Raw genomic sequence first — 18,415 nt, 5'->3', positions numbered from 1 at the left:
GCCTCACATGCCATTGGTGCGTTCGCACTACCCCTTTTCCGCGATCGTCGGCTGCGACGCCGGCGAACTCGACGACCTCGGCCTCTCCCTGGTCCTGACCGGCATCTCGCCCGCGATCGGCGGCGTCCTGGTCCGCGGCGAGAAGGGCACCGCCAAGTCGACCGCCGCCCGCGCGCTGGCCGCCCTGCTGCCGCCCGTGGACGTCCACCCCGAGGACCGCTTCTCCACCGACCCCGCCGACCCCGACGACGCCTCGCCGGACGGCCCCTTCGAGGCGGGGGCGGCGGTGGAGAGCCGCCCGGTGCGGCTCGTCGAACTCCCCGTCGGCGCCACCGAGGACCGCGTCCTCGGCTCCCTGCACCTGGAGAAGGCCCTCTCGCACGGCAAGGTGGCCTACGAGCCGGGCCTGCTGGCCCGCGCCCACCGCGGCATCCTGTACGCCGACGAGGTCAACCTCCTCCCCGACCACCTGGTCGACCTGCTGCTGGACGCCGCCGCCACCGGGCGGGTCACCGTCGAACGCGACGGGTTCTCGGTGGAGCACGCCGCCCGGTTCCTGCTCATCGGCACCATGAACCCCGAGGAGGGCGAGCTGCGGCCGCAGCTCCTCGACCGGTTCGGCCTCACCGTCGAGGTCGCCGCACCCCGCGACCCCGCGCCGCGCGCCGAGGTGGTGCGCCGGCGGATGGCCTACGACGCCGACCCGGCCGGCTTCGCGGCCCGCCACCGCCCCGCCGAGGAGGCCCTGGCGGCCCGCGTGGCGGCGGCCCGCGAACGGCTCGGCCGGGTCCTCCTCCCGGACACCGCGCTCACCAAGATCGCCGAGATATGCGCCGCGTTCGACGTGGACGGACTGCGCGCCGACATCGTCACCGCCCGCACCGCCGTGGCTCACGCGGCCTGGGCCGGCCGGACCACCGTGACCCGCGCCGACATCCGCCGCGCCGCCCGTCTCGCCCTGCCGCACCGGCGCCGCCGCAACCCCTTCGACGCGCCCGGGCTCGACGAGGAACTCCTCGACCGGATCCTGGGCGACGACGAACTCCCGCCGGACCCGCCGCCCTCGCAGCCCCCGGCCGACGACGGCCCGGACGGACGGGGCGAGGACGGGCCCGGGGACGACGGGCCGGGGGAGAACGCACCCGACCCGCGCGACCCGGGGGAGACCGGTGGAGGCGCCGAGGGCCCCTCCGGTGGTCAGGCGCCCGACGACGCCGCCCCGGCCGCCCAGGCTCCGCCCGTGGAACCCGCCGACGCGCCGGACCACGACGCCGACCGGACCCCCGCCGCGCCCCCCGGCCGGGGAGCCGCGCAGGACACCACCGTCAAGGCCACCGCCCCCTACCGGCCGCGACTGCTCACCGTCCGGGGCACCGGCGAGGGCACCGACGGCCGCCGCAGCCGAGCCCTGGGCAGCCGGGGCCGCCGGGTCGGCGTCGCCCGGCCCGGCCAGGACGCCGGCGGCTCCCTGCACCTGGTCGAGACGGTGCGCGCCGCGGCGGCCCGCACCCGGACCGGCCGCGCCGACGGCCCGCTGCGGCTGCGCGGCGAGGACCTGCGCACCGCCGTCCGGGAGGGGCGCGAGGCCAACCTGATCCTCTTCTGCGTCGACGCCTCCGGGTCCATGGCCGCCCGCAAGCGCATGACCCAGGTCAAGACCGCCGTCCTCTCCCTGCTCCTCGACGCCTACCGCCGCCGCGACAAGGTCGGCCTGATCACCTTCCGCGGGCAGGGCGCCGGACTCGCCCTGCCCCCCACCCACTCGGTGGACATCGCCGCCGCCCGCCTCGACGACCTCCCGGCCGGCGGCCGCACCCCCCTCGCCGAAGGGCTGCTGGAGGCCGCCCGCGTCGTCGCCCGCGAACGCCGGCGCCACCCGCGGCTGCGCCCCCTGCTGGTCGTCGTCACCGACGGCCGCGCCACCGGCGGCAAGGACGCCGTCGCCCGCTCGCTGCACGCCGCGGACCAGGTCGCCTCACTCGGCGTCAGCACCGTGGTGGTCGACAGCGAGTCCGGACCCCTGCGGCTCGGCCTCGCCGCCGGCCTGGCCGCCCGCCTGCACGCCGACCACCTGCCCGTCCGCGAGGTCAGCGCCGACGCGCTGAGCACCGCCGTCCGAGAGAGGGCCGCCTGATGCCCCAGGGACAGCCGACCGTCGTGCCCGACGACGGACTCACCACCCGCCAGCGCCGCAACAAGCCCCTCCTGGTCGTCCACACCGGCGACGGCAAGGGCAAGTCCACCGCCGCCTTCGGTCTCGCCCTGCGCGGCTGGAACCAGGGCTGGAACATAGGGGTCTTCCAGTTCGTGAAGTCCGCCAAGTGGCGCATCGGCGAGCAGACCGTCCTGGAACGCCTCGGCCGGCTCCACGAGGAGACCGGCGAGGGCGGCCCCGTCGAGTGGCACAAGATGGGCTCCGGCTGGTCCTGGACCCGCAAGCACGGCGACAGCGAGGACCACGCCGCGGCCGCCGTCGAGGGCTGGGCGGAGATCAAGCGGCGCCTGGCCGAGCAGACCCACGACCTGCTGGTCCTCGACGAGTTCACCTACCCCCTCGCCTGGGGCTGGATCGACGTCGAGGACGTCGTCACCGCCCTGCGCGAGCGCCCCGGCCGCCAGCACGTGATCATCACCGGGCGCCGGGCCGCCCCCCAACTGCTCGAGGCCGCCGACCTGGTCACCGAGATGACCAAGGTCAAGCACCCCATGGACGCGGGGCAGAAGGGCCAGCGAGGCATCGAATGGTGACCCACCCCCGGCAGGGACCCCCGCGGGCCCCGCACGGCCCGGGGCCCGTACCGCTGCCCCGCGTCATGATCGCCGCCCCGATGACCGGCCAGGGCAAGACCACCGTCGCCACCGGCCTGATGGCCGCCCTGCGCGAGGCCGGCCACACAGTCAGCGGCCACAAGACCGGCCCCGACTACATCGACCCCGGCTACCACGCCCTCGCCACCGGCCGCCCCGGCCGCAACCTCGACCCCCACCTGGTGGGGGAGGAGCGGGTCGCGCCGCTCCTGCTGCACGGAGCCCGCGGCGCCGACGTCGCCGTGGTCGAAGGGGTGATGGGCCTGCACGACGGACGGATCGGCACGGACGGCTTCGCCTCCTCCGCCCACGTCGCCGCCCTCACCCGCACGCCGGTCGTCCTGGTCGTCGACGTGTCCCGGATGTCCCGCTCGGCCGCGGCGATCGTCGAGGGCATGGCCTCCTGGGACCCCGCGGTCGAGGTCGTCGGCGTCATCCTCAACAAGGCCGGCTCCGAGCGGAACGTCGCCGAGATACGCCGCTCCCTGCGGCTGCCCGTGCTCGGCGTCGTGCACCGCGACGACGGAATCAGCGCCCCCTCCCGCCACCTCGGCCTCGTCCCCGCAGCCGAACGCGAGGACTCCGCCCGCGCCGTCCGCAGGCTCGGCGAGCGGATCGCCCGGGACGTCGACGTCGACGCCGTCCTCGCCCTGGCCCGCAGCGCCCCGCCGCTGGACGCCGTGCCCTGGAACCCGGCCGACGAGGTCACCGCGCCGCCCGCCGGCGAACGCCCCGTCGTCGCCGTGGCCGGCGGCCGCGCCTTCACCTTCCGCTACACCGAGACCGAGGAGCTGCTGGCCGCCGCCGGCTGCGAGGTCGTCGCCTTCGACCCGCTGACCGACCCCGCCCTGCCCCCCGGCACCCGCGGCCTCTACCTCGGCGGCGGCTTCCCCGAGGTGTACGCGGCCGAACTCGCCGCCAACGCGCCCCTGCTGGCCTCCGTCCGCCAGGCCGTCCGCGACGGCGTGCCCACCGTGGCCGAATGCGCCGGCCTGCTCTACCTCACCGAGACCCTGGACGACACCCCGATGGCCGGCGTCGTCCCCGCCCAGGCCGCGATGACCGGACGCCTCACCCTGCGCTACCCGCACGCGGCCTCGCCCGGCGACACCCTCCTGACCCGGGCGGGGGAGCGGGTCACCGGCCACGAGTTCCACCGCACCCGCACCGCCCCCGGCGCCTGCGCCACCACCCCCGCCTGGGAGATCGAGGGCCGGGCCGAGGGCTTCGCCTCACCGACGCTGCACGCCTCCTACCTGCACGTCCATTGGGCCGGACACCCCCGGCTCGCCCAGCGGTTCGCCGACGCCGTCCACCACGCGGGTGCGTCCGGCGCCCCGCGTTCCGACGGCGCCACCGCCTGGGACCCGCTGCGCCACCACGGCGACCTGGAGGCCCGCGGCGGCCTCCTCGACCTCGCCGTCAACGTCTACCCGGGCGAGCGCCCCGACTGGCTCGACCGTGCGCTGCACGACAGCATCGCCGACGCCGCCGCGTACCCCGACGCGGAACCGGCCCGCCGCGCCGTCGCCCGCCGCCACCACCGGCCGCCGCAGGAGGCGCTGCCCACCGCGGGCGCGGCCGAGGCGTTCACGCTGGTCGCCCGCCTGCGCCCCTGGCGGCGCCCCGTGGTCGTCCATCCGCAGTTCACCGAGCCGCACGCCGCCCTCGAACAGGCCGGACACACCGTCACCGGCGTGTTCTGCCGCCCCGAGGACGGCTTCGCCCTCGACCCGGCCGCCGTCCCCGAGGACGCCGACCTGGTGGTGATCGGCAACCCCACCAACCCCACCGGCGCCCTCCACCCGGCCGCCACGCTGCGCGCGCTGCGCCGCCGCGGCCGCCTGGTCGTCGTCGACGAGGCCTTCATGGACGCCGTCCCCGGCGAACCGGAGTCCCTCGCCGACGAGCGGGCCGAGGGGCTGCTGGTGATCCGCAGCTTGACCAAGCACTGGTCGATCCCCGGCATACGGGCCGGCTACCTGGTCGGCGACCCGGCCGTCGTGCGGGAACTGGCCCGCGCCCAGACCCCCTGGTCGCTGTCGTCCCCCGCCGTCGCCGCCACCGTCGCCTGCACCGCCCCCGAGGCGCTTCCCGAGGCCCGTAGGCGCGCCGAACAACTCGCCGCCTGGCGGGAGTTCCTCCAGGACGGGCTGACCGCGGCCGGGGTGCCGTTCACCCCCTCCAGCGGCCCCTTCGTCCTCGCCCGGCCGGGGGAAGGGCTGCACGGCCTGCTCCGCGAGCACGGCATCGCCGTCCGGCGCGCCGACACCTTCCCCGGCCTGGACGCCTCCTGGATCCGCCTCGCGGTCCGGCCGCCGGAGACCACCCGCCGCTTCCTCGACGCCCTCGCGGAGGTGCGGGCATGCGCCGCTCCCGCCTGAGCACATCGCGCCCGGGCACGTCCCGTGCCGCCACCCGCGCGGGCACGTCCCGCGCCGGCACCCGTGCGGCCGGCCTGCTTCTGGGGCACGCCGCCGACCGGCTGCTGGGCGACCCGCGCCGCTTCCACCCGGTCGCCGGCTTCGGCACCGTCGCCGGGGCCCTCGAACGGCGGCTGCACGCCGACTCCCGTGCCCGGGGCGCGGCCTACACCGCGCTCCTGGTCGGCGGCGCCGCGGCCCTCGGCATCACCGCGGAACGGGCCGCAGCCCGCCGCCCCGCACTCCACCTCGCCGTCACCGCCGCGGCCACCTGGGCCGTCCTCGGCGGACGCTCCCTGGAACGCGAGGCGTCCGCGGTCCACGCCCACCTCGCCGCCCCCGACCTGCCCGCCGCCCGCCGCCGGCTCCGCTCCCTGGTGGGCCGCGACACCACCACCCTGGACGAGGGGCAGGTCGCCCGGGCCGTCGTCGAGTCCGTCGCCGAGAACACCTCGGACGCGGTGGTCGCCCCCCTCGTCTGGGGCGCCCTCACCGGTGTGCCGGGCCTGCTCGCCTACCGGGCCGCCAACACCCTCGACGCCATGGTCGGCCACCGCACCCCGCGCCACGAACGCTTCGGCTGGGCCTCCGCCCGCCTCGACGACCTCCTCAACCTCCCCGGCGCCCGCCTCGCCGGCCTGCTCGCCGCCGCCGCCTCGCCCACCGGCCCCGCCGGGCCCCTGCGCGCCTGGCACCGGGACGCCGCCGGCCACCCCAGCCCCAACGCGGGCGTCGTCGAGGCATCCTTCGCCGGCGCCCTCGGCGTCACCCTCGGCGGCACCAACCACTACGCCTCCGGCACCGAGCACCGCCCCACCATGGGCGACGGTCCGCCCCCCACCCCACCCGACATCCCCCGCGCCACCACCCTGGCCCGCCGCGTCGGCCTCGGCGCGGCCCTCACCGCGGCCGCGTTCGCGGCGACGCGGGCGGCGCGGGCACAGCCGGCACCCGGGCTCCGCCGGCGACAGCGTCCCTCAGGGTCCCGGTGAGGTGCTGCCCGCGGTCCTCTTCCCGGTCTGGTTCCCGGTCCCGGTCAGGCTGCCGGACCCGGCGGCCGGGAATGCCACGGCCCTGCGCCGCAGGTCCGGGACGCCGCGGCTGTTAGTGTCCGAAGTCATGGACGACAGCGTGTACACGGGCAACGCCGGTCAGGACGCGGCCCTGGACCGGGGCTGGCTGCTCGGGCACTTCAAGGAGGCGGGCGACCCGCGGCACAGCGAGGCCGTGGAGATCAAGTGGGGCGTCCACCCGCGGGGCGACCGGCGGGCGCAGTGGGTGCGCGGCGAGAAGCGCACCGCGCTGCAGGTGCTCGTCAGCGGGCGGTTCCGGGTGGAGTTCCCCCACCGCAGCGTCGTGCTCGAGCGGCAGGGGGACTACGTCGTGTGGGGTGAGGGCGTGGACCACTCCTGGGTCGCGGAGGAGGAGTCGGTGGTCCTCACCGTCCGCTGGCCCTCGCTCCCCGGCTACGCGGTGCCCGCGGCCGGGGAGGAGTGAGGGCGGGGCCGGTCAGCCGGCCGCGGCACGGACCCAGGCGAACGCCTCGGCCACGTCGTGGACCACCGGCACACCGGCCGCGCCCGGCGGTCGCCTGACGACCACCACCGGGACGCCCAGCAGTCGCGCGGCCTCCATCTTGGGCCAGGTGTAGGTGCCCCCCGAGTCCTTGGTCACCAGCACGTCCGCCTCGTGCTCGCGGAACAACTCCAGCTCCCCGTCGAGCGAGTACGGCCCCCGGCTGGTCACCAGCCGCCACGCGGGCGGCAGTTCGAGGTCCGGGACGTCGACAACGCGTGCCAGCACGGCACGCGGCGCCAGGGCCGGCACGAACCGGCGCAGCTCCTGCCGCCCCACCGTCACGAAGGGCCGCGCCCCCAGGTCCGCGGCGCGCCGCGCGGCCTCCTCGTGCGAGGAGACGTAATTCCAGGCCGGGTCCGCCTCCCACTCCGGCCGCTCCAGGCGCAGCAACGGCGTCCCGGAACTCCCGCACGCCGCTTCGGCGTTGACGCTCATGCCCTGGGCGAAGGGATGCGTCGCGTCGACCACCGCGTCGTAGCCGGCGAGCGCCGCCAGCAGCCCGGGCACACCACCGAAGCCGCCGATCCGCACCGCGCCCACCGGCAGCCGGGGCCGGGCGACCCGGCCCGCCAGCGAGGTCGTCACGTCGATCCCGGCGTCCACCAGCAGCGCGGCCAGCTCCCGCGCCTCCGAGGTCCCGCCCAGCAGCAGCAGCCTCACCGCACACCTCCGGGCGGCAGCACCGCGAGCGCGGCCGGAGCACCGTCACGTGCCAGGGCGACCAGCGCGTCGACGTCCAGGTACTCCTCCGCCAGGTCGGCGAGACCCTCGATCCGGGCCTCCCGCGCCTCGGCGAACCGCACCCCCGAGGGCGCCAGCCCCAGCGTCTCGGCGAGGAACGCCGACCGGAAGGCGTCGCCCTCCAGGCTGCCGTGCCACATCGTCCCGAACACGTTGCCCGCCCGGGCCCCGCCCAGGAACTCCTGCGCGCCGTCGCCCACGGTGATCCGCCCGTGGTGGATCTCGTAGCCGGACGCCGGCGCCCCCAGCGCCGAACCCTGCGGCAGCCGCAGCGTCTTGTCCGCCGAGAAGTCCGTCCGCACGTCGAGCAGCCCCAGCCCCTCGGCGGACGCACCGGGCCGCGCCTCGACGCCGTCCGGGTCGGTGACGACCCGCCCCAGCATCTGGAACCCACCGCAGACGCCCAGCACCGGCCGCCCCCGCCGGGCGTGTTCCACCACCGCCCGGTCCAGGCCCCGCGACCGCAGCCACGCCAGGTCCGCCAGCGTCGAGCGGGTCCCCGGCAGTATCACCAGGTCCGCGTCCGACAGGTCCCCGGGCCCCGACGCGAACACCACGTCCAGGTCCGGCTCCAGCCCGAGCGCGTCCACGTCGGTGAAGTTGCTGACCCGCGGCAGCCGCACCACGGCCACCCGCCGCACCGCGTCCCCGCGCGCCCGGCGGCCCTCCAGGTCGAGGGCGTCCTCCGAGTCCAGCCACAGCCCCGGATCCCACGGCAGCACACCGAACACCCGGCGCCCCGTGAGCCGTTCCAGGTCGTCGAGGCCCGGCCGCAGCAGACCCGGGTCGCCGCGGAACTTGTTGACGACGAACCCGGCCACCAGCGCCTGGTCGGCCGGTTCCAGCAGCCCCACCGTGCCGTACATCGAGGCGAAGACCCCGCCCCGGTCGATGTCGCCGACCACCACCACCGGCAGCCCGGCGTGCCGGGCCAGCCCCATGTTCACGTAGTCGCCGGCCCGCAGGTTGATCTCGGCGGGGCTGCCCGCGCCCTCGGCCACCACCACGTCGTACCGGGCCGCCAGGTCGTCGTAGGCGGCGTGCGCCGCCCGCGCCAGATGTCGGCGCCCCTCCTCCCAGTTCGACGAGGACACGTCCCCGGCCGGCTGCCCCATCAGCACCACATGGCTGCGCCGGTCGGTGCCCGGCTTCAGCAGCACCGGGTTCATCGCCGGCTCCGGCACGGCCCGCGCCGCCACCGCCTGCACCCACTGGGCGCGCCCGATCTCGGCCGTCGCCCCGTCACGGCCCCGGCACACCATCGAGTTGTTCGACATGTTCTGGGCCTTGTACGGCGCCACCCGCAGCCCCCGGCGGGCGAACGCCCGGCACAGCGCCGTCGTCACCACGCTCTTCCCGGCGTCCGAGGTGGTTCCGGCCACCAGCAGCCCGCTCACGCCACCGCGCCCTTCCTCAGCAGACACACGTCCATCACCCAGCCGGCCGCCCGCCGCGCCCGCTCCCGCGCGCGCAGGATGTCGGGCAGCACCTCCCCGACGCGGCCGGCCACCAGCTCCTCGCCGTCCGTGCCGAGATTGGCCCCCCACCACACGGACCAGTCCGCCAGCCCTTCGAACCGAGGTTCCGCCCCCAGCATCACCACGATGTTGTCCTGACCCTCCGCGACCGCGGCCGCCAGCCGGCGGGCCGTCGTCACGTGCACCGGCCGCCCCACCTCGTGCAGCACCATCCGGTGGCGCGCCGCCAGCAGCTGCGGGGCGCTCACCCCGGGCAGCACGTCCCACTCCACCGGCACCACGCCGCGTGCGGCGATCCGCTCCACGATCCGCACCGTGGAGTCGTACAGCGAGGGATCGCCCCACACCAGGAACGCCGCCGTCCCCCCGCGCGCGGCCAGCACCCGCTCGTAGGCGGCGACCCGCGCCTCGTGCCAGGCCGCCACCGCCCCCGGATAGTCCTTCGGGTCGCGCCGGTCCCGCTCCGGGTCCGGCACCTCCACCAGCTCCACGCCGTGCGCCTGGCACACCACGCGGCGCGCCTCCAGCAGCCCGTCGTCGTCCGCCTTGCGCGCGGCCACCGCGTAGTCGCAGCCCCGCAGGGCCTCCACCACCTCGGCGGTCAGGTGCCGCGGCCCCATGCCGATGCCGAGGATCCGCACCCTCACCGCGCCGCTCACTCGGACCGCTCCTCCAGCTCGCCCTCGACCTCCAGGTACACCTCGGCCATCGCCCGCAGGGTCTCAGGGTCGGGCTCCGCCCACAGGCCGCGGTCCGCCGCCTCGTGCAGCCGCTCCACGATGCCGTGCAGCGCCCACGGGTTGGAGCGCCGCAGGAACTCCTGCGTTTCCTCGTCCAGGACGTACTCGGCGGCCAGCTTCTCGTACATCCAGTCGTGCACCACGCCGGCCGTCGCGTCGAACCCGAAGAGGTAGTCGACCGTCGCCGCCAGCTCGAACGCGCCCTTGTAGCCGTGGCGGCGCATCGCCGCGATCCACCGCGGGTTGACCACCCGGGCGCGGAACACCCGGGCCGTCTCCTCGGCCAGCGTCCGGGTGCGCACCGCGTCCGGCGTGGTCGAGTCGCCCACGTACGCCTTCGGGTCGGAGCCGGTCAGCGCGCGGACCGTGGCGATCATCCCTCCGTGGTACTGGAAGTAGTCGTCGGAGTCCGCGATGTCGTGCTCGGCGCTGTCGATGTTCTTCGCCGCCACCTTGATCCGGCGGTAGTTGGCCCGCATGTCGTCCGCCGCCGGCACCCCGTCCAGGCCACGGCCGTAGGCGAAGCCGCCCCACGCCGTGTACACCTCGGCGAGGTCGCGGTCGTCGCGCCAGCTGCCCGACTCCACGAGCTGCAGGATGCCCGCCCCGTAGGAGCCCGGCTTCGAGCCGAAGATGCGGGTGGTGGCCCGGCGTTCGTCACCGTGCACCGCCAGGTCCGCCCGGGCGTGCGCCCGCACGTAGTTGCGGTCCTCCGGCTCGTCGAGCGCGGCGACCAGGCGCACCGCGTCGTCCAGCATCGCCACCACGTGCGGGAAGGCGTCGCGGAAGAACCCGGAGATGCGGACCGTGACGTCGATGCGGGGGCGGCCCAGCTCCTCCAGGGACACCACCTCGAGCCGCGACACCCGCCGGGACGCCTCGTCCCACTCGGGCCGCACGCCCAGCAGCGCCAGCACCTCCGCCACGTCGTCGCCCGAGGTCCGCATCGCCGACGTCCCCCACACCGACAGGCCCACCGACTCCGGGTAGGTCCCGGTCTCCGCCAGGTGCCGTTCCACCAGCGAGCGCGCCATCGCCTGACCGGTCTGCCAGGCCAGCCGCGACGGCACCGCCCGCGGGTCCACCGTGTAGAAGTTGCGTCCGGTCGGCAGCACGTTCACCAGCCCGCGCAACGGCGAACCCGAGGGACCGGCCGGCACGTATCCGCCCGCGAGGGCGTGCACCACGTGGTCCAGCTCCTCGGTGGTGCGGGCCAGCCGCGGCACGACCTGCTCGGCGGCGAACTCCAGCACCCGCCGCACCTCCGGGTCGTCGTGCAGGGCGGCGGCGGCCGCCGGGTCCCAGCCCTCGGCCTCCATCCGCTCCACCAGCTCCCGGGCCCGCGCCTCGACCCCGTCGACCACGGCCGAGGCGTCGTCGCCCTTGAGCCCCAGCGCCGCCCGCAGCCCCGGCACCGCGCCGCCGACTCCGCCCCACACCTGGGCCGCCCGCAGGATCGCCAGCACCAGGTTGACCCGGGCCTCACCGGCCGGGGCCTCGCCCAGCACGTGCAGGCCGTCGCGGATCTGCGCGTCCTTGATCTCGCAGAGCCAGCCGTCGACGTGGAGCAGGAAGTCGTCGAACTCCTCGTCGTCGGGCCGCTGTTCCAGCCCCAGGTCGCGGTGCAGCTCCGCCGCCCGCAGCAGCGACCAGATCTCGCCCCGCACCGCGGGCAGCTTCGCCGGGTCCATGCTCGCGATGTTGGCGTGCTCGTCGAGCAGCTGCTCCAGACGCGCGATGTCGCCGTAGGACTCGGCGCGCGCCATCGGCGGGATCAGGTGGTCGACGACGGTGGCGTGCGCCCGCCGCTTGGCCTGCGCGCCCTCTCCCGGGTCGTTCACCAGGAACGGGTAGACCAGCGGCATCGCGCCGAGCGCGGCGTCGGTGGCACAGGCCGCCGACAGCGCGGCGTTCTTGCCCGGCAGCCACTCCAGCGACCCGTGCTTGCCCAGGTGGACGACGGCGTCCGCGCCGAAACGGTTCTCCAGCCAGCGGTAGGCGGCCAGGTAGTGGTGGCTCGGCGGCAGCGACGGGTCGTGGTAGATCGCCACCGGGTTCTCCCCGAAGCCGCGCGGCGGCTGCACCAGCACCACCACGTTGCCCGCCCGCAGCGCGGCCAGCACGATCTCCCCGGCCTCGTTGACGAACAGCCGGCCCGGAGCCGGACCCCAGGCCTCGGTCATCGCGTCCCGCAGCGCGGACGGCACGTCCGCCGTCCACGCCGCGTACTCCTCGGCGGTGATCCGCACGTGGGCGTCGGTGAGCTGACCGGAGGTCAGCCACTCCTCGTCCTGGCCGCCGGCGGCGATCACCGCGTGGATCAGCGCGTCCCCGGCCTCCTGGTCGTCGGGCAGGTCGAGGCCGGGCAGATCTCCCGGCGCGCCCAGGTCGTAGCCCTCCTCGCGGAGCCGCCGCAGCAGCCGCACCGCGGAACGGGGGGTGTCCAGGCCGACCGCGTTGCCGATCCGGGAGTGCTTGGTCGGATAGGCCGACAGCACCACGGCGATGCGCTTCCGCCCGTTCGGCACGTGCCGTAGCCGGGCGTGGTTGACCGCGATGCCCGCCAGCCGGGCGCACCGCTCCGGGTCCGCGACGTAGCGCGGCAGGCCGTCGCGGTCGATCTCCTTGAAGGAGAACGGCACGGTGATGATCCGCCCGTCGAACTCCGGGATGGCGATCTGGCTCGCCGAGTCCAGCGGCGTGACGCCGTCCTCCGACGCCTCCCACTCGTCGCGGGAACTCGTCAGGCACAGCCCCTGCAGCACCGGGACGTCCAGGGCGGCCATCCGCTCCACGTCCCAGGCCTCGTCGTCACCGCCCGCGCCCGCCGACGCCGGGACGCTGCCGCCGGCCGCCAGCACCGTCACCACCAGCGCGTCGAAGCCGGCCAGCGCCTCGTACAGCTCGTCCGGCGCGGACCGCAGCGACCCGGCGAAGACCGGCACGCCCACCGCGCGGCCGGTGGCGTCCACCGCGTCGGCCAGGGCGTGCGCGAACGCCGCGTTGCCGCCGGCCTCGTGGGCCCGGTAGTACAGGATCCCCACCTTCGGCAGCGAGGCGTCCACCGGCGCCTCGCGGGCGGCGAGCCCCCACAGCGGCACCGCCTCCGGCGGTTCGAAGCCCTCGCCGGTGAGCAGCACCGTGTCCGAGAGGAACGCGTGCAGCCGCCGCAGGTTCGCCGGCCCGCCCTCCGCGAGGTACCGGTGGGCGTCGGCCGCCACGCCGACGGGCACCGTCGAGTGCTCCATCAGCTCGGCGCTCGGCTGGAGCTCGCCGCCCAGCACCACCAGCGGCGTACCCCGCTCACGGACGGCCGCGAGCCCCGGCCACAGGTCGTGCGGAGACCCCAGCAGCCGCACCACCACCAGGGCGGCGCCGTCGACCACGGCGGCGAGTTCCTCGTCGGAGGCCCGGGACGGATTGGCCCACACGTACGCGGCGCCACTGGCCCGCGCGGAGAGCAGATCGGTGTCGGACGTGGACAGCAGCGCAAAAGGCACGGTCAAGGCCGTGATCCTCCCTCGGGGTTCTCGCCCCGTACGACGGTCGGACGACCCGTGGCCAGTGTCTGGCTGCGTCCCCGAACCGGGGAACGTCACAGTGGCGGAACCGCCCCGGAATCGCACCGGGTTCCTGCACCACGAGAAGTGGCCCTCACCCTATCCGGGGACCGGCCCGCCGCGCACCAGGGCCCCCGACCACGGCGCCCGCGGCCCCCCCGCCCACGCCACCGCGGCCTCCGTCGCACCGCCCGCGGCCCCGGTCGCCCGGCCCGCCGCCCGCCCTACAGGCCGCCCGCTCGGCCTCGCTCCGCCCGCCCTACGCGCCGCCCGCGCGCGCCACCCGTGAGACGGTCTCCCGCAGCCCCTCCAGGTACCGCTCCATGCTCCGCAGCGCCGGCCCGGTGTCCGGATACCGCGCGGCGAACTGCAGCCCCTCGTGCACCCGGCTGACCCACACGCACACCTGGTCCCCGTACGACACCCGCAGCAGCCCGTACGCGTGCAGCTCGTCCCACCGCTCCGAGCCCGGCACCCCGCGGCCGTCGACGAACGACACGATCGAGTACAGGTCGGGCGAGCGCGGCCGGAACTCCGCGCCCAGCAGCCGCAGCACCCGGGCGATCGGCATCCGCGCCAGCCTCCGGTTCTCCCGCAGCGCCGCACGCACCCGCCGCAGCGCCTCCTCGAACCCGGCCCCGTCGGAGAGGTCGACCTCGATCGGCACCCCGCCCACGTACCAGCCCACGGAGTCCTGCCACCGCGACTGCGCCCGCGTGTGGAACGGCACCACCGTCCGGTACACCGAGGTGCCCGCGATCTCCCGCACCAGCACCGCCGTCGCGGCCAGCACGCCCACCAGGCTGCCGCCGAACGGTCGGCAGTACGCCTCGAACCCGGCCGCCTCCCGGGCCCCGACCAGCGAGTCCTGCAGCAGCTTCTGCGTCGGCAGCTTGCCCTCCACGGCGTCCAGGCCCAGGTCGACGGGGAAGTTGGGCAGCTGCCCGTCGCACCGCGAGACGAAATCCCGCCACCGCGCCACGATCTCGTGGCTGTCGTCCACCCGGTCCGCGTCCGCCCGCTCGGCCTCGCAGAAGTCCACGTAGCTGCCCGCCGGAGGCTGCGCCACCGTCCGCCCCTCGACGGCCGCCGCGTAGAACTCGTGGACCTCGGCCGGGATCCGGTGCAGGGAGTAGGCGTCCACGTTGCTGTGGTCGAAGGCCATGTACACACTGGTGCAGTCCGGCCGGACCACCGCCGCGTAGAGGAAGTTCGGCCAGTCCAGGGCGTCCGCGGCGACGTCGAACCGGTCCTGCAGGTGCGTGACGAGCCGCTGCGCGTCCTCGAAGGCGCCCACCACCTCACGGCGCAGCCGCACCGCCCCGGCCCCGAGCGTGAACCGCCGCATCACCCCCTGGTCCCAGCGGAAGCCGCTGCGCAGCGTCTCGTGCCGCAGGGTCCAGTCGTGCAGCGCCCGTTGCAGCGCGTCCAGATCGACCGCGCCGGGGACGTCGAACGCCGCGCCGACCCAGGTCGGCACGAACAGGCCGTCCTCCCGCACCGACCGCGCCGTCCTGATGTGCGACTCCTGCACGTAAGCGGGCGGCCGGGAGTCCTCCGGCAGGCCGGCGGCCGCCGCGACGGTGTCCGGACTGAGCGTCCACTCGACGAGCAGTCCGGGGCGCACGTCGCACCGCTGAATGTCGGTCACTCGCACCGGGGCGTCTCCCTTCGTAGGGGGCGGAGAAGGCGGAACCTCGCGTCGGCCCGTTCACCGGCCCGGCTCCCGACGGCGGACACGAGCCCTCGTCCCCGCCGGCCGCCTCCGAAGCCTCGTCCGCCCGGGCTTCTTCGACGCATGCCCAACGAGGCGGCCGAGAGCGAGGAAACGGGTCCGGCCACGGGCGCAACCGCGGCCCGCGGTGGCGCGTCCGTCCCCAGCGCCGTCAAAAGCCGCTCCAACGAGGGAAGTTCGAGGTGGGTGCCCGCCGAACCGACGACCTGGGAGTCACCACGTGTCCACCTCCTCCGACCGCTTCCTCCACCTCGTCCGGCACGCGGAGGCCACCGCCGACGAGACCTCGCTGACCGAGCGCGGACGCCGCCAGGCAGCCCTCCCGGGGGAGCGCCTGCGGGGTGTTCCGTTCGCCGCCGTGCACCACGGGCCCCTGCCCCGGGCCACCGGGACGGCCGCCCTGATCACGGCACGCCTGGAAGGCGGCGTGAGCGCGCACGCCTGCCCGCCGGCCGGCGACTACGTGCCGCACGTCCCGGCGCGGGAGGAACTCCACCCCGCGTCGGCCGACCGCATCCTCACCTTCCTCCGGGGCTTCCCGGCCGCCGAGCGCGAGGACGGACCGCGGCTCGCCCGTGAGGCCGTCGACCGCTTCACCGGCCCGGTGGCCCAGGACACCCCGCGCCACGACCTCGTGGTCACCCACAACTTCCTCGTCGGCTGGCTCGTCCGTCACGCCCTGGACGCCCCGCCCGGCCGGTGGATCGGCCTCCACCACGCCAACGCGGGCCTGACCGTGATCCGTTACAGCCCGCAGCGACCCCCCGCCCTCCTCGTGTACAACGACACCCGCCACCTGCCCGACGAGCTGCGCCGGCCCGGCCTGCCGCCCGAGCTGCACGTCTGACCTGCCGGTGACCCGGGCCCTCTGGACGCGGGCGGCACACGGCGCGAGGATTGCTCCGTTCGCCCGACCCGCGGACCGAAGGGCGGCCATGACCGACGTGCGCACGGAGACCGACGGCGCCGTGGCGACCATCTGGCTGGACCGCCCCGAGCGACGCAACGCGGTCGACCGGGCCATGGCCGAGCGGCTCCTCGCCGCCTTCGAGGCGTTCGAGGCGGACCCCGCGCTCCGGGTCGCGGTCCTCGCCGGGGCGGGCGGCACCTTCTGCGCGGGCGCCGACCTCACCGCGGTGGGCGACCCCGACCGGCGCAACCTGCTCACCCCGGACGGCGCCGCGCCCGGACCCATGGGCCCCACCCGGGCGCACCTGGCCAAGCCGCTGATCGCCGCCGTCGCCGGGCACGCGGTGGCGGGCGGCCTCGAACTGGCCCTGCTGGCCGACCTGCGCGTGGTGGAACAGGACGCCGTCATGGGGGTGTTCTGCCGGCGCTGGGGCGTGCCCCTGATCGACGGCGGCACCGTCCGCCTGCCCCGGATCGTCGGCCTCGGCCGCGCCCTCGACCTGATCCTGACCGGCCGCCCCGTCGCCGCCGAGGAGGCCTACGCCATGGGCCTCGCCAACCGTCTGACCGCGCCGGGCGAAGCCGTCGCGGTGGCCCGTGAACTCGCCCGGACCATCGCCGCGTTCCCGTCCCGCTGCATGCTGACCGACCGGGCCTCCGTGTACGCGGGCCTCGACCTGCCGCTCGCCGACGCGCTGCGGGCGGAAGGCGCGGCGGGAGCCCCGGTCGTGGAACACGAAGGCGTGACCGGCGCCGCCCGTTTCGTCGCCGGCGCCGGCCGGCACGGCCGTTTCCCGGGGGAGGAGACCCGACATGAGCACCGGTCCCACCGCACGTGAACTGATCATCCGGGGGGCACGCGAGCACGCCGACCGGGTCGCCGTCGTCTTCGGCGACGAGGAGCTCACCTACGACGAGGTCGACCGCCTCAGCAACCGGCTCGCCCACGCCCTGGCCGGACAGGGCGCCGGCCACCGCGACCGCGTGGGCCTCCTGCTCGACAACTGCCTGCTCAGCGTCCCGCTGGACTTCGCCTGCGTGAAGGCGGGCATCGACCGCGTCCCCCTCAACTCCCGCCTGTCGGCGGCCGAACACGTCACGATGCTCGCCACCACCGGCTGCGAACTCGTCGTCCACGCCGCCGCCCTCGGCGACCGCGCCCGCGAACTGGCCGCCGCCCTGCCCGAGGTGTCCTTCCTTCCCCTCGATCCGGGCCCCGGCGTCACGGCGCCGACCCTCCTCGACCTCGCCGACCGGGCGCCCGACACCCTCCCGGACGTCCCGGCCCGGCCCGACGACGTGATCCTCACCCTCTTCACCTCCGGCACCACCGGCACCCTCAAGGCGGCCCGGCACACCCAGGCTTCCTTCGCCGCCGTCTGCCGCAACGTGCTGCTCAACATGCTCCCGGCCACCCGCGACGACGTCATGCTCCACGCCGCCGGGCTCAACCACGCCGGCGGCGTGTTCGTCCTGCCGCTGTGGCTCCGCGGCGGCCGCACCGTCGTGCTCCCCGGGTTCGCCCCCGGACCCTTCCTCGAAGCGATACCCCGTCACGGGGTCACCGCGATCAACCTCGTCCCGACCATGATCCAGATGCTGTCCGAGCACCCGGACTTCGCCACCACCGACGTCTCCACCCTGCGGCAGGTCATCTACGGGGCCTCCCCGATGCCGCGCCCCGTCATCGAGCGCGTCATGGGCGTCTGGGGGCAGGAGCGCTTCTGGCAGTACTACGGGCAGACCGAGGTCCCACTGTGCATCGCCGTCCTGCGGCCGGAGGACCACACCGGGGAGCGCCTGGCCGCCTGCGGCCGACTCGCCGTCGACGTCGAACTGAGGCTCCTCGGGGAGGACGGCCGGCCGGTCGCCCCGGGGGAGCCGGGCGAGATCGTCGTCCGCGGACCCTCCGCCTGCGCGGGCTACTTCGACGCGCCGGACCTCACCGCGCAGACCTTCCGCGACGGCTGGGTGCACACCCGCGACGTCGGCGTCCTGGACGACCAGGGCTTCCTGTACCTGAAGGACCGTACCTCCGACATGATCGTCAGCGGCGGCTTCAACGTGTACCCGCGCGAGGTGGAGGACGCCCTGCTCGGCCACCCGGCGGTCCGCGAGGTCGCCGTCGTCGGCACCCCCGACCCCCGCTGGATCGAGACGGTGACCGCCGTGATCGTTCCCGCCCAGGACGTCACCCCGGACGACACGCTGCGCGAGGAGCTCGCCGACCACGTGGCCGCCCGCATCGCGGCGTACAAGAAGCCGCGCAGGATCCTCTTCCGCGACGGCCTGCCGAAGACCGTCGTCGGCAAGATCAACCGCAAACGGCTGCGCGGGGAACTCACCGTCGAGAAGTGAGTCCCCGCGGCCGGTCCCGCACGGGCCGGAGGGGCCGGACGACGACCGAAACGGCCACGGGGGCGCCGGCGGGCACAGCCGCGCC

At 75.8% G+C, this 18,415-nt stretch carries 13 protein-coding genes and 1 riboswitch; of the genes, 8 read left to right on the top strand and 5 right to left on the bottom strand.

Annotated features, from left to right (window positions below):
* The first annotated feature begins 7 nt into the window (after positions 1-7).
* The 5 genes from Sfr03f_RS21255 to Sfr03f_RS21235 all read left to right on the top strand — a co-directional run bounded on the left by Sfr03f_RS21255 (position 8) and on the right by Sfr03f_RS21235 (position 6,728).
* The gene (locus Sfr03f_RS21255; RefSeq protein WP_174721626.1) at positions 8-2,134 is read left to right on the top strand and encodes a VWA domain-containing protein; all 2,127 of its coding nucleotides are present in this window, start codon (positions 8-10) and stop codon (positions 2,132-2,134) included.
* Positions 2,134-2,748, top strand: a complete 615-nt coding sequence (gene cobO / locus Sfr03f_RS21250) for a cob(I)yrinic acid a,c-diamide adenosyltransferase (RefSeq protein ID WP_108955585.1) — start codon at positions 2,134-2,136, stop codon at positions 2,746-2,748. Before Sfr03f_RS21255 ends, cobO begins: the two co-directional genes overlap by 1 nt.
* Positions 2,742-5,192, top strand: coding sequence for a bifunctional hydrogenobyrinic acid a,c-diamide synthase/histidinol phosphate aminotransferase CobBC (gene cobBC / locus Sfr03f_RS31815; RefSeq protein ID WP_218028171.1), 2,451 nt, complete (start codon positions 2,742-2,744; stop codon positions 5,190-5,192). Before cobO ends, cobBC begins: the two co-directional genes overlap by 7 nt.
* Positions 5,174-6,223 (top strand): cobalamin biosynthesis protein, encoded by a 1,050-nt coding sequence (locus Sfr03f_RS21240; protein WP_108955584.1) that lies wholly within the window; start codon positions 5,174-5,176, stop codon positions 6,221-6,223. Before cobBC ends, Sfr03f_RS21240 begins: the two co-directional genes overlap by 19 nt.
* Positions 6,224-6,350: 127 nt before the next feature.
* Positions 6,351-6,728: a cupin domain-containing protein gene (locus Sfr03f_RS21235; protein WP_108955970.1), complete on the top strand. Its 378-nt coding sequence runs from the start codon at positions 6,351-6,353 to the stop codon at positions 6,726-6,728.
* A gap of 12 nt (positions 6,729-6,740) precedes the next feature.
* On the opposite strand, the gene Sfr03f_RS21230 is transcribed toward Sfr03f_RS21235, so the two are convergent.
* The 5 genes from Sfr03f_RS21230 to Sfr03f_RS21210 form a co-directional block, all read right to left on the bottom strand.
* A complete protein-coding gene (locus Sfr03f_RS21230; RefSeq protein ID WP_108955583.1) occupies positions 6,741-7,469 on the bottom strand; it encodes a cobalt-precorrin-6A reductase in 729 nt (242 codons plus the stop codon).
* Positions 7,466-8,947, bottom strand: a complete 1,482-nt coding sequence (locus tag Sfr03f_RS21225; RefSeq protein WP_174721625.1) for a cobyric acid synthase — start codon at positions 8,945-8,947, stop codon at positions 7,466-7,468. Before Sfr03f_RS21225 ends, Sfr03f_RS21230 begins: the two co-directional genes overlap by 4 nt.
* Complete coding sequence (gene cobF, locus Sfr03f_RS21220) at positions 8,944-9,687, bottom strand: precorrin-6A synthase (deacetylating) (protein WP_245967683.1); 744 nt, start codon at positions 9,685-9,687, stop codon at positions 8,944-8,946. The genes Sfr03f_RS21225 and cobF overlap by 4 nt, the downstream gene beginning before the upstream one ends.
* Positions 9,684-13,268 (bottom strand): cobaltochelatase subunit CobN, encoded by a 3,585-nt coding sequence (cobN, locus tag Sfr03f_RS21215; RefSeq protein WP_245967720.1) that lies wholly within the window; start codon positions 13,266-13,268, stop codon positions 9,684-9,686. The genes cobF and cobN overlap by 4 nt, the downstream gene beginning before the upstream one ends.
* Positions 13,269-13,310: 42 nt before the next feature.
* Positions 13,311-13,426: riboswitch (cobalamin riboswitch) on the bottom strand.
* 161 nt (positions 13,427-13,587) lie between these two features.
* Positions 13,588-14,985, bottom strand: coding sequence for a condensation domain-containing protein (locus tag Sfr03f_RS21210; RefSeq protein ID WP_174721624.1), 1,398 nt, complete (start codon positions 14,983-14,985; stop codon positions 13,588-13,590).
* Positions 14,986-15,283: 298 nt separating this feature from the next.
* Here Sfr03f_RS21210 and Sfr03f_RS21205 point away from each other — a divergent pair, with 298 nt between their 5' ends.
* From Sfr03f_RS21205 to Sfr03f_RS21195, 3 genes are all read left to right on the top strand, one after another.
* Complete coding sequence (locus Sfr03f_RS21205; RefSeq protein ID WP_108955579.1) at positions 15,284-15,910, top strand: histidine phosphatase family protein; 627 nt, start codon at positions 15,284-15,286, stop codon at positions 15,908-15,910.
* 88 nt (positions 15,911-15,998) lie between these two features.
* A complete protein-coding gene (locus tag Sfr03f_RS21200; RefSeq protein WP_108955578.1) occupies positions 15,999-16,811 on the top strand; it encodes a crotonase/enoyl-CoA hydratase family protein in 813 nt (270 codons plus the stop codon).
* Complete coding sequence (locus tag Sfr03f_RS21195; RefSeq protein ID WP_108955577.1) at positions 16,786-18,330, top strand: AMP-binding protein; 1,545 nt, start codon at positions 16,786-16,788, stop codon at positions 18,328-18,330. The genes Sfr03f_RS21200 and Sfr03f_RS21195 overlap by 26 nt, the downstream gene beginning before the upstream one ends.
* The last annotated feature ends 85 nt before the right edge of the window (positions 18,331-18,415 follow it).

Origin of the sequence: Streptomyces fragilis, from assembly GCF_003112515.1 — a bacterium.
GTDB classification, from domain to species: domain Bacteria; phylum Actinomycetota; class Actinomycetes; order Streptomycetales; family Streptomycetaceae; genus Streptomyces; species Streptomyces fragilis.
This window is presented reverse-complemented; position numbering and strand designations above follow the sequence as displayed.